Annotated in this window: 9 protein-coding genes and 1 pseudogene; 5 read left to right on the top strand and 5 right to left on the bottom strand. The window is 58.8% G+C overall.

All coding sequences use genetic code 11. From position 1 onward, the window contains the following. Positions 1-97 precede the first annotated feature (97 nt). The gene (gene uvrA / locus HX873_RS18965) at positions 98-2,626 is read left to right on the top strand and encodes an excinuclease ABC subunit UvrA (RefSeq protein ID WP_177123034.1); all 2,529 of its coding nucleotides are present in this window, start codon (positions 98-100) and stop codon (positions 2,624-2,626) included. 37 nt (positions 2,627-2,663) lie between these two features. On the opposite strand, the gene HX873_RS18960 is transcribed toward uvrA, so the two are convergent. Next, on the bottom strand, positions 2,664-3,611 hold the full coding sequence (locus HX873_RS18960; protein WP_087694703.1) for an AraC family transcriptional regulator: 948 nt from the start codon (positions 3,609-3,611) through the stop codon (positions 2,664-2,666). 161 nt (positions 3,612-3,772) lie between these two features. On the opposite strand from HX873_RS18960, the gene HX873_RS18955 reads away from it, so the two are divergent. The 3 genes from HX873_RS18955 to HX873_RS18945 are packed head-to-tail and all read left to right on the top strand — an operon-like array spanning position 3,773 to position 6,330. Further along, positions 3,773-4,201, top strand: coding sequence for a hypothetical protein (locus tag HX873_RS18955; RefSeq protein ID WP_003210496.1), 429 nt, complete (start codon positions 3,773-3,775; stop codon positions 4,199-4,201). A gap of 3 nt (positions 4,202-4,204) precedes the next feature. Beyond that, on the top strand, positions 4,205-5,677 hold the full coding sequence (locus HX873_RS18950; protein WP_256349643.1) for a M48 family metallopeptidase: 1,473 nt from the start codon (positions 4,205-4,207) through the stop codon (positions 5,675-5,677). Further along, entirely contained in the window at positions 5,674-6,330 is a 657-nt protein-coding gene (locus HX873_RS18945) for a hypothetical protein (protein WP_003210505.1), read from the top strand. The genes HX873_RS18950 and HX873_RS18945 overlap by 4 nt, the downstream gene beginning before the upstream one ends. A 73-nt stretch (positions 6,331-6,403) precedes the next feature. Here HX873_RS18945 and HX873_RS18940 read toward each other — a convergent pair whose 3' ends face one another. Together HX873_RS18940 and HX873_RS18935 are read right to left on the bottom strand one after the other, a co-directional pair. Next, positions 6,404-7,456, bottom strand: coding sequence for a DUF1176 domain-containing protein (locus HX873_RS18940; protein ID WP_177123033.1), 1,053 nt, complete (start codon positions 7,454-7,456; stop codon positions 6,404-6,406). A gap of 163 nt (positions 7,457-7,619) precedes the next feature. Then, entirely contained in the window at positions 7,620-8,381 is a 762-nt protein-coding gene (locus HX873_RS18935) for a BPL-N domain-containing protein (RefSeq protein ID WP_177123032.1), read from the bottom strand. Positions 8,382-8,714: 333 nt separating this feature from the next. On the opposite strand from HX873_RS18935, the gene HX873_RS18930 reads away from it, so the two are divergent. Further along, positions 8,715-9,446 carry a hypothetical protein gene (locus HX873_RS18930; RefSeq protein WP_177123031.1) on the top strand — a complete coding sequence of 244 codons (732 nt, stop codon included), beginning with the start codon at positions 8,715-8,717 and terminating at the stop codon, positions 9,444-9,446. A gap of 1,553 nt (positions 9,447-10,999) precedes the next feature. Here the strand turns inward: HX873_RS18930 and HX873_RS18925 are convergent. Together HX873_RS18925 and HX873_RS31965 are read right to left on the bottom strand one after the other, a co-directional pair. Further along, positions 11,000-11,801, bottom strand: a pseudogene (locus HX873_RS18925) (GNAT family N-acetyltransferase). A gap of 385 nt (positions 11,802-12,186) precedes the next feature. Further along, complete coding sequence (locus HX873_RS31965) at positions 12,187-13,683, bottom strand: methyl-accepting chemotaxis protein (RefSeq protein WP_102368750.1); 1,497 nt, start codon at positions 13,681-13,683, stop codon at positions 12,187-12,189. Positions 13,684-13,825 lie beyond the last annotated feature (142 nt).

The raw sequence follows: 13,825 nt of genomic DNA, 5'->3' as shown, positions 1-13,825 counted from the left end.
CAGGCACCCCATCCGGTAACTGGCACACCGTCATCGTGGGCAAGCCCGGCTCCCACAGTTGATCTTCACTGCCTTGAACACACCGATAAGGTTACCCATGACTTCCCAGCGCAACCTGCCACCAGACACCTCACTCACCTCCCAACGCCCTGGCTTCGTGCGGGTGCGGGGTGCACGGGAACACAACCTGCGCAACGTCGACGTGGACATCCCCCGCGACGCCCTGGTGGTGTTCACCGGCGTGTCAGGCTCCGGCAAGTCCTCGCTGGCATTCTCCACCGTCTACGCCGAAGCCCAGCGCCGCTACTTCGAATCCGTGGCGCCCTACGCCCGCCGCCTGATCGACCAGGTCGGCGTACCGGACGTCGACTCCATCGAAGGCCTGCCACCTGCCGTGGCCCTGCAACAGCAGCGCGGCACACCCAGCACACGGTCCTCAGTGGGCAGCGTCACCACCTTGTCCAGCCTGATCCGCATGCTCTACTCCCGCGCCGGCAGCTACCCGACGGGGCAACCGATGCTCTACGCCGAAGACTTTTCCCCCAACCTGCCCCAGGGCGCCTGCCCGCAATGCCACGGCCTGGGCCGCGTGTACGAAGTGACCGAAGCCCTGATGGTGCCGGATCCTTCCCTCACCATCCGCCAACGCGCCGTGGCGTCCTGGCCGTTGGCATGGCAAGGCCAGAACCAGCGCGACATCCTCGTCACCCTGGGCTACGACGTCGACATCCCGTGGCGCGACCTGCCGAAAAAGCAGCGCGACTGGATCCTCTTCACCGAAGAAACCCCCACCGTACCGGTGTACGCCGGCTTCACACCGGCCCAAACCCGCGACGCCCTCAAACGCAAACTCGAGCCCAGCTACCAGGGCACCTTCACCGGCGCCCGCCGCTATATCCTGCACACCTTCACCCACTCCCAAAGCGCCCTGATGAAAAAGCGCGTTTCGCAATTCATGCAAGGCAGCCCGTGCCCGCTGTGTGAAGGCAAACGCCTGAACAAGGCCGCGCTGTCGGTGAAATTTGCCGGCGTGGACATTGGCGAGCTGTCGCAGATGTCCCTGCTGCAACTCGCCGAACTGCTGCGACCGGTGGCCGAAGGGCAGGGCGATAAAAAGCTCTCCGTGGAAAAACGCCTGGCCGCCCAACGCATCGCCCAGGACCTGCTCGAACGCGTCAGCACCCTGACCGACCTCGGCCTCGGCTACCTGGCCCTGGAACGCAGCACACCAACCCTGTCCTCCGGCGAACTGCAACGCCTGCGCCTGGCCACCCAACTGGGCTCGCAACTGTTCGGCGTGATCTACGTGCTCGACGAACCTTCCGCCGGCCTGCACCCTGCCGATGGCGAAGCCCTGTTCGCCGCCCTCGACCGCCTGAAGGCCGCCGGCAACTCACTGTTCGTGGTGGAACACGACCTGGAAACCATGCGCCGCGCCGACTGGCTGATCGACGTCGGCCCGGCTGCCGGTGAGCACGGCGGCCAGGTCCTGTACAGCGGCCCACCCGCCGGCCTGGCGCAGGTCGAAGCCTCGCAAACCCGCGAATACCTGTTCGCCGAAAAACGCCCGGTCAGCCAACCACCGCGCCAACCCACCGGCTGGCTGAGCCTGGAAGGCGTCACGCGCAACAACCTCAACGACCTCAGCGTGGACTTTCCCCTGGGCTGCTTCACCGCCGTCACCGGCATTTCCGGCTCGGGCAAATCCAGCCTCGTCAGCCAGGCGCTGTTGGAACTGGTAGGCGCAGGCCTGGGCCGCGTGGTGGAAACCGAAGACGAACCCAGCCTCGAAGACGACGCCCCGCAAACCAGCGGCGGCCGTATCAGTGGCGGGCTGGAACACATCCGCCGCCTGGTCCAGGTGGACCAGAAGCCCATCGGCCGCACACCGCGCTCCAACCTCGCGACCTACACCGGCCTGTTCGACAACGTACGCAAACTGTTCGCCGCCACACCCGCGGCGAAAAAGCGGAATTACGACGCCGGGCAATTCTCCTTCAACGTCGCCAAAGGCCGCTGCCCGAACTGCGAAGGCGAGGGGTTTGTCAGCGTTGAATTGCTGTTCATGCCCAGCGTGTACGCGCCATGCCCGACGTGCCACGGGGCGCGGTACAACCCGGAAACGTTAGCAATCAAGTGGGAAGGGCTGACCATCGCCCAGGTGCTGGGGCTGACGGTTGAACAGGCGGTAGAGGTATTTGCTGAAGAGCCGGGTGTGCTGCGCTCGCTGCAAGTGCTGCGGGATATTGGCTTGGGTTATTTGCGCCTTGGCCAGCCGGCGACCGAGTTGTCAGGCGGGGAGGCGCAGCGCATCAAGCTGGCGACCGAGCTGCAACGCAATGCCCGGGGCGCGACGTTGTATGTGCTGGATGAACCGACGACCGGGCTGCATCCGCGGGATGTGGACCGGTTGTTGAGCCAGTTGAATCATCTGGTGGAGGCGGGGCACACGGTGATTGTGGTGGAGCATGAAATGCGTGTGGTGGCGCAGAGTGATTGGGTGATTGATATTGGGCCGGGGGCTGGGGACAGAGGCGGGAAGGTGGTGGTGAGCGGGACGCCGCAGAAGGTGGCGAAGAGTAAGGGGAGCCGGACTGCGCCGTTTTTGGGGCGGGAATTGGGATAGCTAATGGCCGGAAGGGGTCTATTCATGGCTTTGCTCTCTAGCGTTCGGCACCTGGCGGGTGACCAAAGTAGGCCTTGTAGGCATGGTTGAAGTTAGCGGGATTGGCATAGCCCAGGCGGTAGGCGATCTGCGCCACCTGCCACTTGCGCTGACGAAGCAGATTGCGCGCAAGCTCCATGCGTTGCTGGCGCACATAATCCAGCATCGACTGGCCGTAGATTTGACTGAACGCCCGGCGCAGCGTGGTTTCCCCCACACCCAGGCTACGGGCCAGCGCTTGAGTGCCGGGAGGGTCGATCAGGTTGGCATCCAGTTGAAACCGCGCTTCATGGGCCAGGTCTGAATGACCGCGTACCGCAGGTATTGGCCTGGCAGGTTGAGGGGCAAGATGGGCTGCCAGCTCCACCAGCGCTGCCAGGCTCAGGCTTTCCTGATTAAGGCGCTCCAAGGCGCCTTGGTAGGGAGAGTGATATATCCGCTCCAGCAAACGCCCCAGTGCCGGGCACCCGTGCAGTCCCGAAAATTGAACGCCGTCATTGAGCAGGCTGAGTAACGGCTGGAGCGCCGAGTCTTCTTCGGCCAGCTCGCGCAAATAATCGCCTGCGATGCGTAGCCCGGCCATGCGCGCATGACTGCCGGCGGGCAGTTGATCGACGGTTTCCATGCTCTCACTCAGGCCCAGCACATGGACTGCGCCCGTGGTGTATTCATTGAGCACACCGTCGACCCGATGCTGCCACTGGCCGCCGAGCACCTGCACGATGCACACACTGTCGGGCAATACCTTGTGGATCTTCAGCGGCTCGGGGAACTGCAAGTCACAGTCGAAATACTGCAGGTCTGGCCGAACGGTCCGTGCGCGGTAGTGGCCGATGGCAGAACCAATAACCTGACGAGCGCTGTCGTCGAATACGCCGGCCTGGTCCAGGGGACCCGGGTGATCGAAGCAGAAGTGTGTGTCGAGATAAGGATTCTGGCGTTTCATCGAGAAGGGTTTGAGTCATGTCCTTATGTGTTCGCGCCATTGTACCCCGTCACTCGTCGTTGTGAACCGCAGTCTCATTGTTGTGCGCAACGGCCTGCACGGTTGGCAGATCGCCGAGGGTGACTTTCAATGGTCGGCCGTGAAATTCAAGGAACCTGAGTATGCTGATTTATCGCAAATGGGCTGCCGTGCTAAGCATGGTACTGGCCGTCATGACGGGCAATACCTTCGCTCAAGATCGCCCGGAAGTCGCAGATAAGGTCGCTGCGTATTCGGGTGAGGCCGGGGTGAAAGTCTGGACACTGCGTATCGGGGCCCGTGACGAAAATCAGGCACTGGTGCAAGTGGAAGGGGCTGACCACGACTGGAACCTGAAAATCCAAAAGATGTCTGTCGAGAAGACCAGCAAGGACACGCGCTATTACACCACGGTAGACGGTCAGAAGTTCGTCGTACTGATTCTGCAAAACGGCTGGGGAGAGCTGTACTTGCCAGGCGAAGCAAAAGCGCTGGCCGTCGCCTATAACGAGGCGCTGGCGAGTCAGGGCAATGCGCAAGCATTTCTCACTGACTATCTCCAGGCGAACTGAGCCATGAGCCTGTTGAGACGATGGTCGTGGGGCCTGGCGATGTTGCTGCTGCCGCTGGTACTGATGGGCTGGAGCAGCCTTCAGAGCTGGCGTGCCGACAGTACCCTGGAAGAAGCGCAGGTGATGCGCCAATGGCTCGCCAGCCCGAGCGATGAATTGAGGCAGCAACTGCCGCAACAATGGCGCAAAACGCCGGTACTCCCGGACGACAGCCTGCGCGGCTACCTGCAGCGTGAGGTCGCTCGGGCCGATGCCGACCAGGGCTCGGTGCACATGCGCCAGGTCTTGGCGTTTCTCGGTTACTGGCTGGCGGTCGCAGCCGTGCTGGCGGGCTGCGCGACCTGGGTAAAACTGCGCCTGGATGCCTGGCGCGCGTTGCGTTCGCGGGACTTTCTTTATGATCGACTGGTCCTGAGCTGGCGTGCGCTGGGGCAGTGGCTGGTGGTCTACACCGGGTTGATAGTGGGGGCGCTGGCGATGGCCCTGCTGTATGAAGTCAGCTGGGGCTGGAGCAACCGCCAGAACAGCGGCATGGTGATACTGCTGGTGGTGGTGCCCTTGCTGGTGATGCTGTACCTGGGCGTGCTGTTGATTGGGCGCCTGCGTCGGCAATGGCAGGATATGGAAACGCCGCAATCCGGGTTTCTGGGGCGTTCAATCAGCCGGGCCAGCGCCCCGGCCTTATGGGAGTGGATAGAAAAACTGGCAGCCGTCACCCGCGCGCCCGTGCCGGACCACATCGTGATTGGGGTCGACCAATCGTTTTTCGTCACCAGTGTCCAGGTGGCCCTGCAACCCTCGGGGCAACTGTTGACGGGCCGTACGATGTACCTGCCGCTGACTTTCCTGTCGACCCTGAGCCAGGAAGAAGCCGCCTCGATTATCGGCCATGAGCTTGGCCACTTCAGCAGCCGCGACACCGAGCGCGGGAGTGAAGCCGGGGCACGGTTCAGCCTGATGTACATGCAATTCCTGAACATCAGCGCGGTGGATGACATGCCGTCCTGGATCGAACGCCCGGCGATCTGGATGACGTGGCGCTTTCTGCATCACTTCCAGATTGCCGTGCACCACTGGAGCCGTGCGCAGGAACTGGTGGCGGATAAGGTCGGGGCGCAAATTGCCGGCGAGCGGCTGTTTTGCCAGGCGCTGCTGCGCGTCATCGCCCTTGATGCCGAAGTCAACAAACTGCTTGGGCAGCGTACCCACAGCAACTTGATCCAGGCGTTAGCGGAACACCTTCGCCAGGCTCCGGTGATCTTGAACGAGGCGGTGATGGATCACGCGATCGCTCATCCGTTCGATACCCATCCCCCCACTGCCGTGCGCCTGCAGCAACTGGGTGTGGTTCTCGACGACCAGTTGCTGGCCCAGGCAACACGGACGCCCACCGCGCACGACCGGCAGTGGTTCAGTCAACTCACTCATGATCCGCAGTCGGCTGAAGATGCCAACAAGAATGGAGTACCGGTATGAACCACCCTGATGATCCACTGGCCAGCCTGGCCCAATCCCTCACTGAGGATTTTAATCAGCACACTGGCGATCAGTTGCAGGCGGCCATCCAGGAACGCGAGGAGTGGTTGGCCGAGGTTCCCGCAGTCACCGAACTGGCCTACCCACGCAAGGTGCGCCGCACCCTGTTGCTCTTTTCAGTGTTCGCTTTCGTGATGGCGGGCGGGAGTGCATGGGATGGCAAAAACGCGTTCATGGGAGGCATTTTTGCAATCGTGGCGCTGGTCTTGCTCAGCGGGGTGTGGCTGCACCGTCGGGCCGGCGAGGAGATCCTGATGCGCCTGACCCATAGCCACTTGTGGTTTCGCAACCTTGATGCAGAAATCGATCTGCTGGATATCGGTGATATCCACATCAAAGAGGGCCGCATCAAGCTATGGATCACGCTGACATTGCGCGAGGGTGCGCCATTGCCCGCCTGCAAAAACGCTGCGGGCCCCCTGATGCCCCACGTCAAGATCAAGCGCTCCCGGGAGCCTCAGATATGCCTGACGCTGTTCGGCCTGCAACTGAACGGTAAAGTCCTCACCGGCGAACAAGTGCTGGAAATGCTGGACACCTACTGCAACGCGGCGCGTGTAGAGGGTGAGTTGCGGGCGTTGAAGGCTTCCTGAAGGGGTAGGGGCCACACCCGTGTGTGGCGAGGGCGCTCGCGCCTCGCCACACACATTGATGTATTCGACAGTTTCAGCGACTTGCCTCGGTACGCCACAGCACAGGCCAATGAACCTGCTCCAGCCCCATGCAGGTGTTCATTTCAGCCGCATGGGTCAGCGTGAAACCGTTACCGTCGTAGCGCCAGCGCAGCGCAGTGCCACAACCGCCCATGCCCATCGCCATTGCCTGGCTGCTCAGCTCACCCGTGGCCGGATCAAAATCGACCAGGCCGTTGGGCTCTCTTTCCGGCAGATTTGGCACTTCGGCGACCCGTGCTGGGCGCGCCTGCTCAGGGTGGTCCAGGGGCGCCTGGTAGATATTGTAGAAACAGTTGTATGCCCCACAGCCGGTTTCGATGATCACCAGCGCTTGATCTGCACTCAAGGCATAGGCGTTTGCCTTTGGCGCAACGCCTTCATTCAGATCCGCTTGCCACTCCTTGCGCGTGGCCGCCACCACGGCATCCGCGACTTCTTTTGCCCTGTCCGGGGTTAGCGCAACGGGTGCCTGCCAACTCGGTGCCGGCGGTGCGGCCGGTGCTTGCGGCACGCTGCTGGCGGGCGCCTGCCCCTTGGAAATCAGTGCGCCCTGTGTACCAACGCGCCCCTGGACCGAGTCGATCAGCAAAAGCGCCGCGCTCATCCCGTTTAGCGAGGCGACGGAGGTACCGCCCTCAATGGGTAAAATCAACTCCCGCCCGTTGCGCAACTCTGCAATCAAGGCGTCGGCATTCGTTCCGGTCAGAGCAAACACCTCAGATACCTCACCTTTTTTGAGTTCGCCAGGCTCGAATCGATTTTTCAGCGGCTTGCCATCGAGTGTTGGCTGACCCTGGGGGGCGGTGTAGCTGAACACGCCTACCCGCAAGTCTCCATGTGGGCCGGCTTCACGGGTTACCCGCAGGCTGAACGTCGAGATACCGATATCGTCACGCTCCGGGACGGCACCGATAGCCGTGCAGGCACGCGTGTTATCACAGCCGACAATCCAGTCCTTGATAGAACGCTCCAAAGGGACATTGTCGGCGGCGTTCGCACTGGTAACTGCAGCAGCCATCAGGAATATGAGGGGGAGTCGGGTCATCAAACAGGTGCCTGTAGACTGGAAAAACGCTATTAGGGCAGGGTTCTTTGCCAATACCTATTGCATGGCCGTCAGGCACAACAGAAACCCCGGCTGGAACAATCGGTACGGTGTTCCAGCCAGCGCCTGAACGTGGGATGTCGCCAGTCCAGCGCGCTGCAAATCAGGGTGACTTTGCGCCGTTGCGCCCCTCAATGCTGCGCACCAACGCCCCAAAAAGCTCACCCCGCGGCATCTTGCTCAAGGGAATATTCGCCTTCTCGAACCACTCCCGATCCGCCTCTGGGTGCGGGCCGCTCAGCACCACGACCCCGTTTTCATAGGTGTAACGCGCTGCCGCCACATCACCATTCCGGTAGGTCGCAATGGTTGAAGAAGGCGAGGTCGCGTCAGGCTTGGGGAAGTAAGGCCCATCCTGATAAAAGACGCTATCGGCTTTCCCATCCCACACAACCTGCACCGCCGCGTCCGCAATGCCCGCGACCTCAAACCCAGGCCTGCCCGCCTCTGAATCAAGGTCGTAGGGTATCAGGCCAAAGTTGCTGTCGTCGGCCAGATAAGCGCCCATACACAGCCCCAGGTAGCGCCCACCCTGGGCGACAAAGTCACGAATGGCCTGCACCCGCGCATCCCCCAAACTATCAAGCGCCGCAGGGATGTCCTGACCGCCACCCGGTTGAACGTAGAGGTCATAACGAGCGAGACTTTGCGGCGTGATGTCGATCGATTCATCGGCACCTACAAAGTCAATCTGCGCATTCGGGCGGACGCGCAGCAGGGCTGTTTTGACATTCTCTGAACATCCCTCGCAGCCCGCCGGGCCTCGGTAGATAGCGACATGGGCGATGGGGGTTGCGGCGTGTACCGAGTAAGGAAGCAGCGTGAAAAACGCAAAAAGCGTCGCGGCGATGGCGTGCAGATTCATGGTTGTAGAGTCGTCTTAGAGCTGATTGGGTCCGATCGGACTTTGTGATTCGAAGCCTAAAGCCAATAGCCACTTGAAGGAGTTAACATTTGTAAAACGGCTAGGAAAAATCGGGGTTGATGATCGCAACGACGGTTTTTCCATTGAAATTTATGGGTTTTCCTTTAGTGCATAAATATCGAAGAGAGCGTTTCTTCCATTTTCAGTCCCCGGAATTTTTCAGGCCGTTTGAGTCAGCTCTCGGCCATGCGCGAATGCTATCGGCCAATAGCACACACTCAAGTATCGACTATGCTTGGAGCGATTCAGCCCTGTACCTGAAGGATCTAAACAATGGGGTACCTTGTCGTTGCTCACGCGATGAATGTGAAGCCGGAGTTAGAACCACTTTCTACGTTGCCGGTGAGCATTGGTTGGTCATTGCACCAGGATGAAAACGCCACGTCGTTCTACTTAGACACGTTCAAGGCTGGCGAAGAACGGAAATGGCCCTTTACGTCTATGCCACCCATCAAGGATGTACCGCTTGAGCTCCCTCAAGAATTGGCAGCGCTATCGCGGATATACAAAGTGCTTAAGGATGCTCAGCTAGCCGACTACTTCAAGAGAGCTTTCCTGAATGTGAATTTAGCGCTGAGTAAAAGCCTTCAATTACACGTTTGCAGCTTTTGCACGGATGACGACGGGCTGGATTTTGTGTGTGTATCGTCGAATGGTGAACTGCAAAGACTGCGTTGCGTTTGCGGTGATCTGGAAATCACCTACGAGCTTGGCACGGTCATGATCCAGCCGCTTCTGATAGATGGGGTTGAAGGCACCGACGCAAGTGGTCTGCATGACCCAGAGAGCGGCATTCACGTCTTGAGTCGGAATATAACGCCCTCGTCGTTACTGCATGCAGTGGCTTCAGCAGAAACCACTCGCTTTCTACAAGCAGAAAGCCCCCCTCTGGGTCTAGGTAGCTTCGATGGTCTGGACGTCGCACCGGTAAAGATTGCAGGCTCTAAGATTGCCTCGCTGAAGCCTGAGGTGGTTGCTCAGAAAGCGTGGTGGAGGCGGTGGTAGTTGTATCGACGACTTCGACCCAAGCCAGGAGGTTTTTCGGGGAAAAGTAGTCAATTATCAGCATCGAAAAATTGGGGCCGATAATGGGGGCCAGTTTTCAAGAAGCTACCCGTCATGATGGGCTGCAATCGGCCAAGAGGGGCCGCTCGCCCCCGGCGACCGATTCCAGTAGTAAAGATGCGCCCCGTAAAACATATATTGCGTTACCGTCTATACTCGATCATGGAGACCGATGACGACATACTGACAATGACAAGTAAAATAGATGATGTGCTTTACATTTCAGAAAGCAGCTTTGATAGGCAAATCCAATTGCTTTCCGAATTTGCGAGTCAAACACCACTCGAGTTGGTTGTTTGGCTTTATCCGGACTCAAGTGCCAACAGCATAATGGGTTTTGACGTTCATTCGCCCACTGCAGTCAATGCAATATCCGTTACAACTTACTCCGACGGAATTATCGGCAGGTGCACTCAACGACTCCCAATAACTGACGATCTAATTAAAAGAATCGCCCTCAATGAATGTGCTTTTATGAAAAGTTGCGACAGTCTATGCGTCTACTATCTTGAAAATTTCAACTGGCAAGCGAGTGTGATATTTCACGAGGGAGTTATCTTGGTTAGGGATCACTCACCACTTGTTAACCTAAAATCTTTTGATTTCAAAGCCTCACCAAATGCCCCCTCTTGGTGGTGATAGGCGTCGGCCCTCTAGCGGCAGGCATTTCCTATAAGGGGGCGATAGGCAACGCCATCACGAACAAAGTAGTTGGTCGCTTTGGCAGTCCATCGGTCGTATTTTCTATTGATCCTAACGCAGTAAATTGGGCGGACGTTGGGGTACTAATATCAACGTAGAATTTGGTGGTTATAACCATTTTTAGGGGGTGGGTATGCATAGTTTAAAAAGCCCGAGATTCAAAAAAATCAGGCCTCTAATTGCGATAGTGTTGATCGTCGTGATCGCAGGATTTGTGCTGAGGTACTACGAGGCAAAGGATGAGGCTAATATTGCGTTTGAAGAGTATTTACGCTCAAACCAACAGATCGCTACTCAGGTAGGCAATGTAGCTTCCTTAACATTGCTGAAGCGGTTCACATATTATAAAAGTGACACTGAGCCAGGTTTTCATCAGTACCTTTACTTGGTCAAAGGCGAGCATGGGAGCATGACTGTAGAAGTCAGAAGGATCGAGGGGAGTTCGCAGATTGTGATCAGTGATATACAGCAGTAGCAGTGCTGTTGAAGGCAGTAAGGAAGCTGAATTAATGCCTGTTTTGATTCTGGACTGGCAGTAAACACTGGTCTTGGCTTGCCAGCCATCTTTGAGGTGCCGGACAGATTGGAGGCTCATGCTTTGCGTACCGGTCTTTGTCGGATGGGTGAGCGCGTGTTTTCCATGCCCACTCTCCCCGGAATTAGCGCGGTAGTTGAGATGGGGCGAATCGGCTCTAATTTTGTAGAGCATTGAAAGACTGCTTTTGGCCGTTAGCGGCCCCTCACGAAACGTCGTTACCGGCCAATAGCGAACGTTCCCATACCGACGTACTTCAATGATCTGCCAAGCGGTACAGCGCCTGAGCATGAGACGCCGCCAGCCCAATGCGCTGCAAATTACGGCGACTCTGTGAACTTGGAAGCGCAGTTGCAGCAATCACCAGGCTGCCGTGCTTCTTTGCTTGCTCTATCCGGTGAGATATCAGCGCTCCATGATAGCCCAAGCCTCGTGCATTTTTTCGAGTGGCAGCCGTGCCCAGGTAGGCTACGCCATTGGTGGCCAGGTACATCAACGCGCCTGCAACGACTTGCCCATCCGCTTTAAGGACGTAGATTTTCAGGCGATCATTCGACATCAGTCCTGCAAAACAAGCCTGGCATCAACTGACGATGCTCTGGCTTGGTATGAAAGCCACTCGCATGAACTGCCGCGAACTCCGGAAGAGAGTCTGAAGTGGCCTCTTCGATGTTGAATAATGGGGCATTCAACACGGCATCCTCGATGGGGCACGCAAGCTGCAGATGCGTCCACCCCCTCAAACGCTCGAATCGCTCCTCACCCACAAAAGCGAATTGCTCCAACGTCGAGGCTTTCCCGATAAGGGGCGTTACTGTTGAATACTCCGCTGACTCCTTGAGCAAGCTCAGCAGTGAATGGGGGTTGCCGGTGCTGTCACCGTAGATACGATTGAACATCGGGCTAGGTGTTGCCTTCACCTGAAAGCACGGAAAGGCCCCATTGAAAAACACACGAGCACCAAAAGGATTTCCACTAACCTGCGACAAGCTCTCAACGCGGGAACACAAGTACTCGCTTTCTGCGGCTTCGATGGCATGCGCCCATTCAACATCCATGTGCATCGTCTCTTTGCAAGATTTCCAGGGAAGGTAGCGGTAAATCAACCCCTACGCACCTGGGAGGGCAGTGAAATAGATTGTCGGGCCAATGGGAGAAGTTTGGGCATCTGCCACAGAAGAGACATCGCTTGGCTTGTCGATAATCGACCCGGCTGCGTACATGCTCAAAGCCAATCCGATGTGCGATGACTTGATGGAAGAGGCAAGCCGCTATGCGTTATCCGGCCCACGCTCAAAATGAACACGCCACGTCCAAATAAAGGAGCAGAAAGGGCCCGATTCATTTGATTGAAACCCGATCTGACCGTAGCGACGCTCACGCCTGGACTAACAATCCGCGTCAGAAGCAGTGCCTGAATCAAGCACCGGCCCATGCTCCCACTCACTGATGAAACCGGCGCCCCAGCGCATCCAGCCGCACCGCAATCGGCGGTAACCGCTCACTGCTCCTGGCCAGCGTCTCCACATCCTGCGCCGTATTCTGCGCAATGCTCTGCACCGACTGCAGCCGCCCCACAATCTCCACATTCGCCGTGGATTGCTCACGGGTGGTCGACACAATCCGCCCATTCAACTGGTCGATCTGCGAAATATCATTGCCCACCGCCCGCAGCATCTCCACCGCCAACTGACTGTCCTCCACGCAGCGCTCTACGCCTTGGCGACTGTCGTGCATGGCTTCAACCGCTTGCCGGCTGCCGTGTTGCAACCCTTCAATAATCGTCTTGATCTCCTGGGTCGACACCGCCGTGCGTTGCGCCAGGCTGCGCACCTCATCGGCGACCACGGCAAACCCGCGCCCTTGCTCACCCGCGCGGGCGGCTTCGATGGCGGCGTTGAGGGCCAGCAGGTTGGTCTGGTTGGCGATGCTGTTGATCACCTCCAGCACCGAGCCGATCTGTTCGGCTTGCACGGCCAGCCCTTCGACCGTCTCGTTAGTGTCGTGGAGGCGGGTGGCGAGTTGAGTGATTTCCAGCTGGGCGCGGCCGACGCTTTCCTGGCCACGGATGATCTGCTGGCTGGCTTGCCCCGCGTGCTCGACGGCATGCTCCACGTGCACGGCGATATGGCCCATGGCATCTTCCATGCGCTGCATGGAACCGGTCATCTGGGCGATTTCCGCCAGTTGGTGGCGCGCGCCTTTTTCCAGGGTGCCGCTGGCGTGAGCCAGCTCCTGACCGAGTTGGCCGAGGCCGTGGGAGTCGCGGGCGACGCCGTCGATCAGGCCGGTGATCTGGGTCAGAAAGTGATCGAAACGGGTGGCAAGGGAGACATGCACTTTTTCCGGACTGCCCTTGACGGCCTCACCGCTGAACTGCGTGGTGACGGCGAGCATTTTTTCGAGCATTTCCTGGCTTTCTACCGCTTCGGTCTGGCTGTGCACCGCGAGGTAGAGCAGGGCGACCGTCTCCATCACCACGTAGAACGCGTGGATGAAAATCATGCTCCAGCCGCCGTGATGCTCCATCACAAACACCGGGAAACCCTGATGCTGCAAGGCATGAAACACCACGTGGTGCACCGCGATGGTGACGGCGGCCACCAGGATAGGCAGCCAGTCGCGGTAGAACGTCAGCACCGCCAGCAGCGCGAAGATACCGAAGTGCGATTCGATGACACCCTGGGCCTGGTTGATGTGCAACGCCGCCATCACCATCAGCCCAACGCCAAGGGCGCAACGCATCAGGCGGGTGCCGCCGATGACGCGATAGGCCAGGGTCAGCACCACGCTGGTGCCGCCGCCTATGAAGAGCGCTTGAAGCAGCGTGTCGTGCCAGAACGCCAGGCCGAGGGAGAAGAGGGTCATCAGCCAGATCAGGGCGAGCATGATGCGGTCGGCTTTGCGGTAGTGCTCGATGAAACGGGCTTGGGCAGGCATTCACTCGTACTCCATGTGGACGGGCCGGGGTGAGGCAAGCATGCGACGTGCCATACGGGCATGCTGGGAGCGAATCGGGTGTGGGGGAGCAGGTGGTGATTGGTGGTAGGAGGTTATCGGCGGTGTTGGGTGGGGCTTTAGG

Source organism: Pseudomonas sp. P7758, from assembly GCF_013386485.1.
In the GTDB taxonomy this organism is placed as follows: Bacteria; Pseudomonadota; Gammaproteobacteria; order Pseudomonadales; family Pseudomonadaceae; genus Aquipseudomonas.
This window is presented reverse-complemented; position numbering and strand designations above follow the sequence as displayed.

What these genes read in the sequence shown, in the direction of transcription:
- uvrA (WP_177123034.1), top strand. Translation starts at nt 98, where the DNA reads ATGACTTCCCAGCGCAACCTGCCACCAGACACCTCACTCACCTCCCAA.
- HX873_RS18960 (WP_087694703.1), bottom strand. Translation starts at nt 3,611, where the DNA reads ATGAAACGCCAGAATCCTTATCTCGACACACACTTCTGCTTCGATCAC.
- HX873_RS18955 (WP_003210496.1), top strand. Translation starts at nt 3,773, where the DNA reads ATGCTGATTTATCGCAAATGGGCTGCCGTGCTAAGCATGGTACTGGCC.
- HX873_RS18950 (WP_256349643.1), top strand. Translation starts at nt 4,205, where the DNA reads ATGAGCCTGTTGAGACGATGGTCGTGGGGCCTGGCGATGTTGCTGCTG.
- HX873_RS18945 (WP_003210505.1), top strand. Translation starts at nt 5,674, where the DNA reads ATGAACCACCCTGATGATCCACTGGCCAGCCTGGCCCAATCCCTCACT.
- HX873_RS18940 (WP_177123033.1), bottom strand. Translation starts at nt 7,456, where the DNA reads ATGACCCGACTCCCCCTCATATTCCTGATGGCTGCTGCAGTTACCAGT.
- HX873_RS18935 (WP_177123032.1), bottom strand. Translation starts at nt 8,381, where the DNA reads ATGAATCTGCACGCCATCGCCGCGACGCTTTTTGCGTTTTTCACGCTG.
- HX873_RS18930 (WP_177123031.1), top strand. Translation starts at nt 8,715, where the DNA reads ATGGGGTACCTTGTCGTTGCTCACGCGATGAATGTGAAGCCGGAGTTA.
- HX873_RS31965 (WP_102368750.1), bottom strand. Translation starts at nt 13,683, where the DNA reads ATGCCTGCCCAAGCCCGTTTCATCGAGCACTACCGCAAAGCCGACCGC.